Origin of the sequence: Indibacter alkaliphilus LW1 (assembly GCF_000295935.2) — a bacterium.
Classification (GTDB): Bacteria; Bacteroidota; Bacteroidia; order Cytophagales; family Cyclobacteriaceae; genus Indibacter; species Indibacter alkaliphilus.
In genome coordinates, this window is sequence record NZ_ALWO02000037.1 from 175,398 (window position 1) to 188,359 (window position 12,962).

Genomic DNA, 12,962 nt, shown 5'->3' on the forward strand with positions numbered 1-12,962 from the left:
TTAAATACCTTTTGATGAAAGGCTACTTTGGGTTTTAAAGAGTCTTATGATTAAAAAAGAGCACTCAGGGTGCGTTCATACTGATAGACTTCCCTACCAGAATCTCTAAACTGGAAAATAATTCTACGGGTATGTATGAAAGAATTTGAGATGGCTTGACCTCAAGTCTTGTGATACTTAGGAAAAAATCATAAATCCTGAATAATTCAATACGCTGAACTTTGGAAGCAGGTGTAGTTGATGGCCTGGAGATAGAAGTAGGGAAATCCACATAATCAAAATCAGCCTCATCAAAAAAATGACCTTGATATTCTATTTTTTCTTCAACCTCAAACCCGTCGAAAACAGCTAACACTACGAAAAACAAAGACAGCAAACAGGCTAAAAACCTGAATTGGCAGGAAAATGCATATCGTAGTTTTTGAATCATCGCACAAAATTAACTTTTTTCTCGATATTCAATACCCTGTTCAAAAAGATTGCCAATTAAATAAGATTACCCTGTCTGCAATTCTTTCAACTGAATAAGATTTTAGACATTTGTATCATGAATAAAAAAGATTTACGGATTGTTTACATGGGTACCCCTGAATTTGCGGTGCCTTCATTGGAAATATTGGTAGAAAATGGCTGGAATGTAGTGGCAGTAATCACGGCTCCTGACAGACCTAAAGGAAGAGGTCAAAAAATGATCCCTTCACCTGTCAAAGAAGCTGCATTGGAGCACCAGATTCCGGTGTTGCAGCCAAGTAACCTGAAATCACCGGAATTTTTGGAAGAGCTTCAATCTTACCGTGCGGATATTCAAGTGGTAGTTGCATTCAGAATGCTCCCGGAAGCTGTCTGGAATATGCCTCCACAGGGCACATTCAACCTGCACGCTTCCCTCCTGCCTGATTACAGAGGTGCTGCACCGATCAATTGGGCCATCATCAACGGTGAAAAAGAAACTGGCGTGACCACATTTTTTCTCAAACATGAAATAGATACAGGAAGTGTTATTTTTCAAGAAAAAGAACCCATTCATCAGGAGGATAACGTGGGATCACTCTACGAAAGACTGATGGAACGTGGGTCAAAACTTGTCTTGAAAACCATAGAAGCAGTGGCGCAAGGTACAGTAACCACCACGGTTCAGGATGAAAGCAAATTCAAACATCATGCTCCCAAGATCTTTAAAGAGACCTGCCAAATCAACTGGGAAAAACCTGCAATTGACATTCAGAATTTGGTCCGGGGGCTTTCCCCTTATCCTGCTGCTTGGACGGTGTTGGAAGGAAAAACCTGTAAAGTGTTCCAAACGGAAATATTAGATGAAAATGATCCACATTTAAAACCAGGAGAATTTGAGAGCGACAATAGGTCATATCTGAAATTTCAAACAGGATCAGGGAAAATTTCAATTTTGGAACTGCAATTGGAAGGCAAGAAAAGAATGAAGCTAGAAGACTTCCTCAGAGGGTATCAACTGAAAAAAGGATAGTCTTTTTCATTACCGACCAATACTCTTTCAAAGCATGATTTTAATCACTCAGCAAAAAGCTTAACAAAAGAGTATTGGTCAATCCACCCAATTTTTCCTAACTTGTTAAACAAATAATATCGAGCACCTTATGAAAAAATTATGCACGCTTTTATTGGGTATTTTTCTAGTGAATCCCTTTTTCGCTGAAGCCCAAATTATGAATAGACTGAGAAATGCTGCTGAGCGAGGCGTTAGTAGAGCCATAGAAAAAACGGTAGAGAACGAAGCTGAGAAATTGGCTCAAAGACAACTTCAAAAAGCTTTTGCAGGCCTTTATGGCGAAGACGGAATGCCCGGAGTAGACTGGGATAAAGTACTGAGCGGGATCAGTTCAGATGTAGAGGTGGCTGATCAATATGACTTTACAGGCTATACCGTATTGGAAATCACTGGCAAAGACAGCAAAGGAAAGGATATGGATCCCATGAAAATGAAAGCTTTCCTGTCAGAAGATGTTCAGGTCATGGGTATGGAAGTGGATATGGACCAGGGCAAAAAGAAAAAAGAAGATGGAACTGCCATTATGATTTATGATTTTTCCCGGAATGCTTCCATCATTCTGATGGAAAGTGAAGGAGAAAAGCAACGCATGGCCTATGGCATTGATCTGGTCAAAATATCAGAAGGGATTGAAGTGGATGAAGAAGATATGCCAGAAGAAGACTTCACATTTACCAAAACAGGAAATACCAAAACCATCAATGGCTATGCATGTGAAGAATTTGTCATGGATTCTGAAGATGCCAAAGCAAGTTACTGGATAACCCAGCAACCTATCAAAGGGAATAATACTTTCTGGGGCAATGAAAACCCATTCCTTACTTCAAAAATGAAAAGTAAAAACCAATCTTACTTCAGTGACCTACCTAAGGGAAACTTGATGGAAATGTATTATGAAAGTAAGGTTGATAAAAGTATTGTAGACATGAAAGTCATTGAAATCAATGACAATCAAAAACAGGTATTCAAAATGAGTGATTACCCGAGTGTGTTTGCAGGTATGCAGGCAGCTAATGATTGAACTTAAACAAGTTTTTACTTATCCCGAGCAGGAAACACCCTGTTCGGGATTTTTTTTGTCAATCTACAGATAGTAGTATTATATTGTAGATCTAAATCTGAATATTTTGAAAATATCCATCATTGTAGCAAAAGCCAACAACAATGCCATAGGCAAGAACAATCAGTTGATTTGGAAACTATCCTCTGATCTGAAACTATTCAAAAAGATCACTTCTGGTCATTACATTATCATGGGCAGAAAAACCTATGAATCAGTCGGGAAACCCCTACCCAATAGAACATCTATAGTAATCACCAGAAATCCGGAGTTCCAACTCCCTGATGGGCATATAGTCTGTCACTCCCTTCAGGAGGCCATTCAATTGTGCATTGGAAAACATTTGAATCAGGTTTTTATCATTGGAGGAGCTGAAATCTACAAACAGGGTCTTGAATTGAGTGATGAATTATTGGTGACAGAGGTAAATGCTAGCCCTGAGGCCGATGTATTTTTCCCTCCTATTGATCCTTCCAAATGGAAAAAGGTATCTTCAGAATCTTATAGAAAAGATGATAAAAATGAATTTGACTTTGACTTTGTGACTTACAAAAGGATAAAAAAATGAGCCGGAAAATTGTATGGATCACAGGAGCGACATCGGGTATAGGGGAAGCCTTAGCCAAACTTTACCTTTCAAAAGGTCATCAAATTATCGTTTCTGCAAGAAAAGTAGAGCTCTTGGAAAAAATCAAAACTGAAAGTAGGTCTCCTAAGGATGTTTTTGTTTTGCCATTGGATTTGAACGATTCAAACGGGATGAAAGAAAAAGTGAAGGCAGCTACCCAGGCCTTTGGAAGGGTTGATATACTCATCAACAATGGTGGTATCAGTCAAAGGTCACTTGCTGCGGAAACCAGTTTGGAAGTAGATAGAAAAATAATGGAAGTGAATTTTTTTGGAACTGTGGCACTCAGCAAAGCCCTACTTCCTCATTTTATCGACAAGAAATCCGGGCATTTTGGAGTAGTCAGCAGTTTGGTTGGGAAATTTGGCTCACCTTACCGAACAGCTTATGCCGCCAGCAAACATGCATTGCATGGATTCTTTGACTCACTTAGGGCTGAGCATTTTAAAGACAATATAGGTGTAACCATGATCTGTCCAGGTTTTATCAAAACCAATGTTTCTATTAATGCTTTAACAGGCAATGGCAGTCCGCTCAAAGAAATGGATGATGCCCAAGCCAAAGGGATGTCTGCTGAGGATTGTGCATGGCAGATTTACAAAGCCATTGAGTCTAAAAAAGAAGAGGTTTTGATTGGCGGTAAAGAAAAATATGCTGTTTACCTTAAGAGACTATTCCCTTCTGTATTTTCCAGAATACTTCGAAAAGCAAAAGTGAGGTAGATGATCTTTAAATTGGATTTACGATTTACGAGGCTTTTTCTGATTTCAAACTGCTTCAAGTTACTTGTTTCAAATTTACTTTCTGACCTCCAAGGTTTTTAAAACCTCAGAGGTACATATCTCATTAAGTTATCTTTAATTGTTTCCTTGTCTCGGTATTTGCTTCTCCTATCTCGATTCTATCATCTAATCTCTCGCTTCTTCTACCTTCCCAGACCTACAAGCCTAAAAGGCAACATCAGCAGATTCCTTATAAAGGAAAAAGAAATATCAATTGCAAAGCCCAAAAGTCTGAACGGTAACAACAGCAACCAAACAATTGGATAAAGTATTAGGGCAAGAACTGCCAATGGCCAGCAAAGAACCGCCAATATCAACCAGAGTAAGAATGTCAACATATTGGATTTTTATTCAGTCAACACAAATTTGAGACCAGCCATGCCAAATCTGCCCTCAATAAAGGAGAACGGGATTTTACAAAAACACTCCTCTGTCCCTTGTCCAAATACGAAACAGAATTTGTTCGAAACTGAACAATAAAAAGCTTCCTCTTTATACTTTGAAATATTCCCCTTCGGATAAATATTGATTGATAGTCTTGCCTATATTCCTATTTTAGCAAATCAATCAAGACACCCAATATATGCTTAGAAATTGCTTTCAACTGCTGGTATTTTTCTTCTACCTAGTTCCGGCCATAGCACAGGAAAACCTGGACAGGTGGAAATCCCATGCCCAAAACACCGAAATCATCAGAGATGAATATGGTGTCCCTCACATTTATGGCAAAACCGATGCTGACGCAGTCTTTGGTATGATTTACGCCCAGTGCGAGGATGACTTCAACCGCGTGGAATCCAATTACATTTTTGCCTTGGGGAGAAAAGCGGAAGTGGAAGGTATTCAAGAACTCTATGCCGACCTCAGGATGAAGCTCTACATAGATGAGGAAGTACTTAAGCAAGAATACAAGGAATCTCCGAATTGGCTTAAATCCTTGATGGATGCTTGGGCTGACGGGATCAATTATTTTCTACATTCCCATCCGGAAATCAAACCTAAGTTACTGACCAAATTCGAGCCTTGGATGGCATTGGCCTTCTCTGAGGGCAGCATAGGCGGAGATATTGAAACCATTTCGGTCAATGAGCTAAAAAGTTTCTATGACAAAGATTTCCACGCTGGTTTGGTATATCAGGAGCGGGATTGGGATGAGGAACCCAGAGGATCAAATGGCTTTGCCATAGCTCCAAAGCTCTCTCAAACTGGCAATGCCCTTTTATTTATAAATCCGCATACATCCTTCTATTTCAGGCCGGAAGTTCATATGGTTTCCGAAGAAGGGTTAAATGCTTATGGAGCGGTTACTTGGGGACAGTTTTTTATTTATCAAGGATTCAACGAATACAACGGATGGATGCATACTTCCAGCAGGGCCGATGCCATTGATCATTTTGCGCTGACTGTTGAAAAAAGAAACGGGAAATACCATTACAAATTTGGAGAGGAATGGAGACCACTTACCGAAAAGAAAATCCTTACCAAATACAAAGAAGGTGATCAGTTAATCGAAAGAGAATTTACGGCGTTTTATAGCCATCACGGCCCGGTCATTCGCGAAGAAGACGGCAAGTGGGTCGCCATCTCCTTGATGGTAGAGAGGCAAAAGGCTCTTACCCAATCCTACATCCGAACCAAAACAAAAACACACGAGGAATTCAAGGCCACCATGAACCTAAAGACCAACTCTTCCAACAACACGGTGTATGCCGATAAAGATGGGAACATTGTGTATTACCATGGGAACTTCATTCCGAGAAGAAACCCGGATTTTGATTGGAGAAATGTGGTGGATGGCTCCAATCCGGAGACTGACTGGCAGGGACTTCACGAAGTGGATGAGATGATCTATATTGAAAATCCTGAAAACGGTTGGATACAAAATTGTAATTCCACTCCCTTTACCGCGGCAGGTCCATACAGTCCAAAGCAAGAAGATTATCCTGGCTATATGGCTTGGGACCTCGAAAATGCCCGCGGGATCAATGCTGTAAGGATCATGAAAAACAAGGACAATTACACCATGGAATCCCTAACCAAAGAGCTTGGCTACGAACCTACCCTGATGGCTTTTGATCCACTGATTCCTGCCCTTGTAAAAGCTTATGAAGCATTACCGGCCGATCACTCCCAAAAGAATTCCCTTTCGGATCCAATCAAAGTTTTAAAAGACTGGGATTTGAAAACAGGTGTTTCTTCTGTGGGTACCTCCATTGCTGTTTTTTGGGGAAATCAACTATTGGCAGAAGTAAGAAATATGGACAGGCCTTGGGATGCCTATATTTTTGATTATATCGCTGAAAAAATGGAAGGTCCGGCCATGCTTGATGCCTTAGAAAGAGCGGTAGACAAGCTCATGGAAGATTTTGGTACCTGGAACAGGCCTTGGGGAGAAATCAACAGGTTCCAAAGGGTCACCAACGAAATTCAGGGAAAATTTTACGATGATCTGCCAAGTTTACCTATTGGATATAACTCTTCCCTTTGGGGCTCATTGGCAGCTTACGGAAGCAGGTCGTATCCAAATACCAAAAAGTGGTATGGCAATGTAGGCAACAGTTTTGTGGCCGTAGTGGAGTTCGGTGATAAAGTTAAGGCAAAGAGTCTGCTTGCCGGAGGGCAAAGCGGAAACCCATTTTCACATCATTTCGTCGATCAGGCAGAGATTTATGCTGCTGGAGAATTTAAGGATGTACACTACTACAGAGCAGATGTAGAAGCCAATGCCAGAAAGAAATATAGACCTGGTCAGTAAATAATTTTATCAAACACAAATCAATGGCAGCCAAACGGTTGCCATTTTTGTTTTTCCCTGATGATCAAGGGTTTTTCATTTATGATATTTCGCTATTGCATACATTTTTATATAAATTGAAAAAAAATCCAATCCAAATGAAAGTCACATTTAGCACTTTGACCCTTCAAGAGGAAGCGGTCAAAACCCAGAGCAACAGCGCCACTTCAATCAGACAGATTCCTACCTATGTGTATGCTTCTGTCTTTTCCTCCCTTTGTATCGTTATTGGATTGATCTGGGACATTTCCTGGCACATGAGTGTGGGGCGTGACACCTTGTTTTCTCCACCGCATATTGCGATTTATGTGGGAGCAGTAATTGCCGGTGTCTTCTCAGGAATCAAAGTCCTCAAAACGAGTTTTTGGGGAACAACTGCTGAAAAATCAAAAGCAATCAAGTTTTGGGGAATATTTCATGGTTCTTTAGGTGCTATGTTTTGTATCTGGGGAGCCTTTGCCATGCTGACCTCAGCACCTTTTGATGATTGGTGGCACAATACTTATGGACTGGATGTACAGATCCTCTCACCTCCGCATGTGCTATTGGGATTGGGAATGATCATGATCCAATTTGGTGCAATGATTTCCGTTACTGCACTTCAGAACAGACTCCAAAAGAACATCACAGAAAACACCTATGGCCAATTGCAGTGGATGTATGCCCTGACTGCGGGGATTCTTCTGGCCATGGTTTATGTGTTGGTTTCCCAGTATTTCTGGCCGTTTTTGATGCATGGAGCATTGATGTACCAGATTGCGGCCTTGACTTTTCCTCTGTTTATGATTTCAGTGACTTTTGCGGCACCATACAAATGGGCATGTACAAAAATGGCACTGGCTTACACCTTGATTATGGCTGCAATGGTATGGATTCTGCCCCTTTTTCCTGCAGAACCAAGGTTAAGCCCTGTTTACAACCACATAACTACCTTACAGGCTTATCATTTCCCGATTCTTTTGATTGTGCCTGCTGTAGCAATTGACCTTATTATGGCCAGATTCAAGCACATAAATAAATGGTTGCTTTCATGCCTATTAGCTGTGGCGTTTTTGGGAACTTTTGTTCCGGCCCAATGGTACTTTGCTGAGTTCTTACATACAGAAGCTGCCCGCGGTTGGTTTTTTGGCAGGTCCTCCTGGTCTTATATGAGTTCTCCTGATTATGCCTACAGGTATGCTTTTGTTCCCAGCAGTGTAGATACTGGATGGGCATTGGTCAAGGGCCTATTGATTGCCTTACCTATAGCGTGGATTACATCAAGGATTGGGCTTTCATGGGGAAATTGGATGAAACAGGTGAAAAGATGATAAAGCATAAAAATTTGGTTTTCCTAGCGCTGCTGGGGATTTGGTACCTGAGCATGGGGCATGTGGGTAGTCCCGGGGTGATTTTTGAAGGTATGATGGGTAATTACAGGGTCTTGGCCAATGTAGACCCACCTGAAGTCATTCCAGGAACAGCCATGGTATCGGTCATTCTTCCTGAAAATCCGGATGGGGTAATATTAGAAGCAAGGCCAGTGTATTGGTCTGCCGGATTGATGGGAACGCCCACAGCAGATGCTTTGATATCGGTGCCCGATGAACCGGGGAAATATGAAGGGGAGATGTGGTTTATGCAAAGTGGTACTTCTAGCGTGCAGATTTTGCTTACCAAAGATGGGGAGACTTACGAAGCGGTAGTGCCCATCATGGCCATGCCTACAGCTCAAAATGAAATGCCTAAGGAACTCGGGATTGCCTTATCTGTTTTGGGGGGGTTCCTTGTTATCCTTTTGGTGACCATTTTTTCTTCAGCAATGGGTGACAGCATCCGCAATCCCGGTGAAGAAAGAAGCCCCAAAGGTCAAAGGAAAAGAATCATCGGTACAGCAATTGGGGCTGTTGTAGTTGGTTTGGTTCTTTGGGGTGGTAAATCCTGGTGGGATGCAGAGGCAAGGCAATACAATGAGACATTGTACCAGCCTTTTTCTGCTGAAAGCAAATTTATTGAAAGAGATGGTGGTAATTACCTGCGCTTAAAAGTGGACTCTACGGAACTGAAGTATGGTCAAATTACCCGCAAACTGAGCTATATGGTTCCAGACCACGGTAAACTCATGCATTTATTTTTGATCAAAAAAAATGAATTGGATGTATTTGCACATTTGCACCCAAAAAGATTGGATACATTAAATTATGAAGTCCAATTACCTCCTTTGCCTGCTGGTGATTACCACGTTTTTGCAGATATTACAAGGTACACTGGATTCTCTGAAACCATAGTTTCCGAACTTTCAGTACCGGAATCTGCTAATTTTCAATTGGCTTCTAATAGGGAATTCAGATTGGGGAGAGATGATACTTTTACATTTTCAAATCCCATAGGAAATAAACCACTGGTTTTGGATGGTGACATCATGGTATGTGGTAAGCCAGGCCTGATGACTGATCTTCCTGGAGGATATTCTGCCATGTGGGAGACAGAGACAGGCAAGTTTGAAGCAGGACGGCTGTACAGTCTGGATTTTGCCCTATTCGATCCTGATGGAGAACCTGCACAGCTGGAACCCTATCTGGGCATGATGGGTCATGCAGTTGTGTTGAAGCATGATGGATCGGTTTACATACACTTGCATCCCACTGGAACTTATTCCATGGGCTCTCAGCAAATGCTTTTGGAAAGGTTTGAATCAGGATATGTTGGATTTAATAACCTACCCAAAAATTTGAGTTTTATGGACAGTGTAGATCAGGTGCTCTCATTTTTGGATGAATTGCCGGATGAGGAAAGAGACAGCCTGCTCATGGGAGATATGGTACACCTGCCCTATCTTGAGGATCCCGAACACGAGGACCATAGTATGGTTAGATTCCCATATGCATTTCCACAACCAGGTGATTACAGGGTGTGGATTCAGGTGAAAATTGATGGAGAAATCGTCAATGGAGCTTTTGATGTGGAAGTAATCTGAAAAATCGGTGATCAACTTATGGCCACCTGTTGGGTACTGTGTGCTTTTTTAAGATCCGGGAAGCTTCTTGTTTCACTTCAGGGAGTTTCTGCGCTGCCCAGATTTTGTCTCTGGCATATTTTCCGGAAGCTTCCACGTCGATAATGGGCAAAGGATAGCCCTCTCCTAGCCTAACACCATATAATGACTGTTCAATTCCTGTCAGTTTCCAAGGCTCATGAATCAAAGCATTGGGAATGCTTGTCAATTCAGGTACCCATTTCCTGATAAAAACACCCTCAGGATCGTGATCTAATGATTGTTTGATCGGATTGTAGATCCTTACGGTGTTGATACCTGTTACTCCAGCCTGCATCTGTAGCTGTGGATAGTGAATTCCCGGCTCAAAATCCAAAAACTGCCTGGCTAAGTGAGCTGAGCCTACCTTCCACTCCTGGAATAGGTGATGGGTAAGAAAGGAAACCAACATGGCACGCATCCTAAAATTCAAATACCCCGTCTCTACCAAACAACGCATACAGGCATCAACCAAAGGAACGCCGGTTTCACCCTTCTTCCAAGCTTGCAATTTGACCTCATCCAGTGGCTTTTCCATAATTTCGAACCCCTTGTTGAGGTGCCTAAATTCCATTTCAGGTTCCATTTCAAATTTTTGTATAAAATGACAATGCCAACGCAGACGGGATTGGAAATTGGTAAAATTACGAACTTGGAAATTTTCCTTTTTTCTCTTTTCGGCCGCTTGATATACTTGCTTAATGGACAGATTTCCCCAGGCCAAATAAGGTGACAAACGGCTACAGCCTTTCCTGCTTAGTTCTGGTTTACTGATATGTCTATTATAGTTCCCGACTCTTTCTTTAATGAATGAATTCAGGTATTTTCTGGCAAATGTCTCTCCTCCGGCCTGCATGGATGGGTTCGGTGTTTTCCAAGAAAGAGGAATTTTTTCTACTCCGGAACTACCCATTAATTCCTGGGATAAGGTGAAGAACCTACCCATTTTCAGATCAGGATTTTGCTGTGGTGAGAACATCATCGCGTACCATTCCTTTGACCAGTTTCTTCTATCCTTTCTGCCCCTTCTGACTCCCTGCTGTTTGAATTCTGACCATATGATTTTTTTCTCTTTAAAAAAGGAAGCCATCCTCAGGTCCCTTTCATAAGTAATTCCTATGCCTGTTTCCTGATGTGAAAAAACTTCATGCACCTGATAGAACTTCAATAAAAGTGTGAAGACTTCCTCCACCTCTTTAAAAAAAACATGCACCTTGGTCTCATAGTCCTGAAGTTTTGCATTCATATCCTCCAAGCTTTGTAAGACAAACCTCCAGTGCCTTGCATCACTCTGGGCAGCGGAAACCAAGGAAGGTTCAAAACAAAAGATCAAAATCAAGGGTAACCCTGCCTCAGTCCCCTTTTGCAAAGCTTCATGATCCTGCAACCTCAAGTCTCTCTTGAACCAAATGACATTTATTTTTTCCATTCATTTGTAAACAATGCCAATTCCACAAAGTTTTAGCACCATGGACAAATCAAAAAATCTTTCAGTTGAAGAAGTTGACAGGATAATCGAAATGGCATGGGAAGACCGTACAACTTTCGATGCTATAGAGCAGCAATTTGGACTAAGTGAAAAAGAAGTCATTCAATTGATGCGAAGAGAAATGAAAGAAAGCTCTTTTAGAATGTGGAGGAAAAGGGTTCAGGGCAGAAGCACCAAACACGCCGCCAAGTCACCAGGAGACATGCTCACCTTCAAATCACGCATGCAAAAAGGGATAGCTCTGAATAAAATCAGTAAGAGAAAAGGGTAAGGAAGCATACAATATTTTTTGATCCGAATAATCAGATAAATAAAACTTAGCTTAATAGCAGCCCGTGAAGCTTTAGAAACGAAAGTTTATCCCAATATCCTCTTTGAAAAACGATTTTTTGATTTTTTCTACTTGGCTTTTGACCATTCAACCGTTCGCCCAATGAGAGATACTCCTACATAGCCTCTTACTTCCAAGGTTTGGGCATCTTTTTTCTTTAAAGTACAGGAGTAGTTCTTCCCGTTCCTTGGGTCATAAATAGTACCATCTTCCCATTTTCCATCATTAAATTTAAAGTCTTCCAGCAGTTTCATTCCCAAAATCGGCCTGGCTCTTTTACTTTTATCTGAATTGTTTTCATCTAATATTGGCTTCCCATCAATCTCCGGTTCCTCCATCCAGATGATTCTACCATGGTATTTATCCTGAATTTTGAATATCTCAATTTTGGCGTCCTTTTCAGTAGTGTACCATTCTCCTAAAATATCGTCAGGACTTTGAGCTAAGACTCCAGATAATCCACTGAAGGTAAAAACTAAGCATAATGTCAATAAATAATTGTTCATAGTAAAATTAAAATTTTGAAATCGATGATATGTAATACTTTTACAAATCTAAATCGGATTGGTTCGTTAAAAGGTTTAGTTTTTAAACTGAAAAAGTAAGAAAGGGTTATTGGAAGTGGTATTTAAAAAAGGACATTTGATAAATTGGAAGGAACAGAAAATCTTAATGCTGCCCGAAAAATTAATTTTTTTACCTCATACCCAATCCTTGTTAATTGCCGACCCTCACTTTGGCAAAGCTGCACATTTCAGAAAATCAGGGGTACCCATTCCTGAAAATGTTCATACCGGAGATTATCTTCAATTGCAGAGAATTTTGGATGAATTGAAGCCAAAAGAAGTGTTTTTTCTAGGAGACCTGTTCCATAGTGATTGGAATACTGCATGGAATGATTTGGAAGTTTTTCTGGAATTCTTTCCAAAAACTATCTTTCATCTGATCAAGGGCAATCATGATATACTACCGGCTTTGATCTATCGTTCGGAATTATGGAATGTACATGAATCATCCTATCAATTGGGTAAGCTTTTACTTACACATGAGCCTCAGGAATTAATTCCAGAAAACACCCTGAACATCTGTGGCCATATCCACCCAGGGGTTTCACTTCGGGGAAAAGGAAGACAAAGTCTGAGTTTACCCTGCTTTTTTCTAAGTGGTAATATTCTGATCATGCCTGCTTTCGGAAGATTTACAGGCTTGGCAAAAATGAAAGGCAAGGAAGGTGATGTAGCTTATGTCACTGTTGATAAAAAAGTAATTCCAGTTGATTTCAGAAAATAAGATTGGTTTACAAAGCCAAGCTGTTTAATTTTGGCAGAATTCATTAGGAA

General features: G+C 40.9%; 12 protein-coding genes. 9 read left to right on the forward strand and 3 right to left on the reverse strand.

Going from position 1 to position 12,962, the window contains the following annotated elements; genetic code table 11:
* Nucleotides 1-64: 64 nt before the first annotated feature.
* Entirely contained in the window at nucleotides 65-430 is a 366-nt protein-coding gene (locus A33Q_RS13255; protein ID WP_009033336.1) for a hypothetical protein, read from the reverse strand.
* Between the two features lie 117 nt (nucleotides 431-547).
* Between A33Q_RS13255 and fmt the strand changes: the two genes are divergently transcribed.
* The 7 genes from fmt (at nucleotide 548) to A33Q_RS13295 (ending at nucleotide 9,745) form a co-directional block, all read left to right on the forward strand.
* Nucleotides 548-1,483 carry a methionyl-tRNA formyltransferase gene (gene fmt, locus A33Q_RS13260; protein WP_016255247.1) on the forward strand — a complete coding sequence of 312 codons (936 nt, stop codon included), beginning with the start codon at nucleotides 548-550 and terminating at the stop codon, nucleotides 1,481-1,483.
* 199 nt (nucleotides 1,484-1,682) lie between these two features.
* Nucleotides 1,683-2,546 (forward strand): DUF4412 domain-containing protein, encoded by an 864-nt coding sequence (locus A33Q_RS13265; protein ID WP_016255248.1) that lies wholly within the window; start codon nucleotides 1,683-1,685, stop codon nucleotides 2,544-2,546.
* A 106-nt stretch (nucleotides 2,547-2,652) separates the two neighbouring features.
* Nucleotides 2,653-3,153, forward strand: coding sequence for a dihydrofolate reductase (locus tag A33Q_RS13270; RefSeq protein WP_009033339.1), 501 nt, complete (start codon nucleotides 2,653-2,655; stop codon nucleotides 3,151-3,153).
* On the forward strand, nucleotides 3,150-3,935 hold the full coding sequence (locus A33Q_RS13275) for an SDR family oxidoreductase (protein WP_009033340.1): 786 nt from the start codon (nucleotides 3,150-3,152) through the stop codon (nucleotides 3,933-3,935). Before A33Q_RS13270 ends, A33Q_RS13275 begins: the two co-directional genes overlap by 4 nt.
* A gap of 643 nt (nucleotides 3,936-4,578) precedes the next feature.
* Complete coding sequence (locus tag A33Q_RS13285; protein WP_009033342.1) at nucleotides 4,579-6,750, forward strand: penicillin acylase family protein; 2,172 nt, start codon at nucleotides 4,579-4,581, stop codon at nucleotides 6,748-6,750.
* Nucleotides 6,751-6,887: 137 nt separating this feature from the next.
* Entirely contained in the window at nucleotides 6,888-8,099 is a 1,212-nt protein-coding gene (locus tag A33Q_RS13290; RefSeq protein WP_051394860.1) for a hypothetical protein, read from the forward strand.
* A complete protein-coding gene (locus A33Q_RS13295; protein WP_040490493.1) occupies nucleotides 8,096-9,745 on the forward strand; it encodes a hypothetical protein in 1,650 nt (549 codons plus the stop codon). The genes A33Q_RS13290 and A33Q_RS13295 overlap by 4 nt, the downstream gene beginning before the upstream one ends.
* Before the next feature lie 16 nt (nucleotides 9,746-9,761).
* Here the strand turns inward: A33Q_RS13295 and A33Q_RS13300 are convergent, their stop codons facing one another.
* On the reverse strand, nucleotides 9,762-11,231 hold the full coding sequence (locus tag A33Q_RS13300; RefSeq protein WP_009033344.1) for a cryptochrome/deoxyribodipyrimidine photo-lyase family protein: 1,470 nt from the start codon (nucleotides 11,229-11,231) through the stop codon (nucleotides 9,762-9,764).
* A gap of 40 nt (nucleotides 11,232-11,271) precedes the next feature.
* Between A33Q_RS13300 and A33Q_RS13305 the strand changes: the two genes are divergently transcribed.
* The gene (locus A33Q_RS13305; protein WP_009033345.1) at nucleotides 11,272-11,562 is read left to right on the forward strand and encodes a TIGR03643 family protein; all 291 of its coding nucleotides are present in this window, start codon (nucleotides 11,272-11,274) and stop codon (nucleotides 11,560-11,562) included.
* A gap of 128 nt (nucleotides 11,563-11,690) precedes the next feature.
* Here the strand turns inward: A33Q_RS13305 and A33Q_RS13310 are convergent, their stop codons facing one another.
* Nucleotides 11,691-12,128, reverse strand: a complete 438-nt coding sequence (locus A33Q_RS13310; protein WP_009033346.1) for a DUF2147 domain-containing protein — start codon at nucleotides 12,126-12,128, stop codon at nucleotides 11,691-11,693.
* Nucleotides 12,129-12,243: 115 nt separating this feature from the next.
* Between A33Q_RS13310 and pdeM the strand changes: the two genes are divergently transcribed.
* On the forward strand, nucleotides 12,244-12,912 hold the full coding sequence (gene pdeM / locus A33Q_RS13315) for a ligase-associated DNA damage response endonuclease PdeM (RefSeq protein ID WP_040490494.1): 669 nt from the start codon (nucleotides 12,244-12,246) through the stop codon (nucleotides 12,910-12,912).
* Nucleotides 12,913-12,962: the final 50 nt, after the last annotated feature.

What these genes read in the sequence shown, in the direction of transcription:
- A33Q_RS13290 (WP_051394860.1), top strand. Translation starts at nt 6,888, where the DNA reads ATGAAAGTCACATTTAGCACTTTGACCCTTCAAGAGGAAGCGGTCAAA.
- A33Q_RS13305 (WP_009033345.1), top strand. Translation starts at nt 11,272, where the DNA reads ATGGACAAATCAAAAAATCTTTCAGTTGAAGAAGTTGACAGGATAATC.
- A33Q_RS13275 (WP_009033340.1), top strand. Translation starts at nt 3,150, where the DNA reads ATGAGCCGGAAAATTGTATGGATCACAGGAGCGACATCGGGTATAGGG.
- A33Q_RS13285 (WP_009033342.1), top strand. Translation starts at nt 4,579, where the DNA reads ATGCTTAGAAATTGCTTTCAACTGCTGGTATTTTTCTTCTACCTAGTT.
- A33Q_RS13265 (WP_016255248.1), top strand. Translation starts at nt 1,683, where the DNA reads ATGAATAGACTGAGAAATGCTGCTGAGCGAGGCGTTAGTAGAGCCATA.
- A33Q_RS13310 (WP_009033346.1), bottom strand. Translation starts at nt 12,128, where the DNA reads ATGAACAATTATTTATTGACATTATGCTTAGTTTTTACCTTCAGTGGA.
- A33Q_RS13300 (WP_009033344.1), bottom strand. Translation starts at nt 11,231, where the DNA reads ATGGAAAAAATAAATGTCATTTGGTTCAAGAGAGACTTGAGGTTGCAG.
- fmt (WP_016255247.1), top strand. Translation starts at nt 548, where the DNA reads ATGAATAAAAAAGATTTACGGATTGTTTACATGGGTACCCCTGAATTT.
- A33Q_RS13295 (WP_040490493.1), top strand. Translation starts at nt 8,096, where the DNA reads ATGATAAAGCATAAAAATTTGGTTTTCCTAGCGCTGCTGGGGATTTGG.
- A33Q_RS13255 (WP_009033336.1), bottom strand. Translation starts at nt 430, where the DNA reads ATGATTCAAAAACTACGATATGCATTTTCCTGCCAATTCAGGTTTTTA.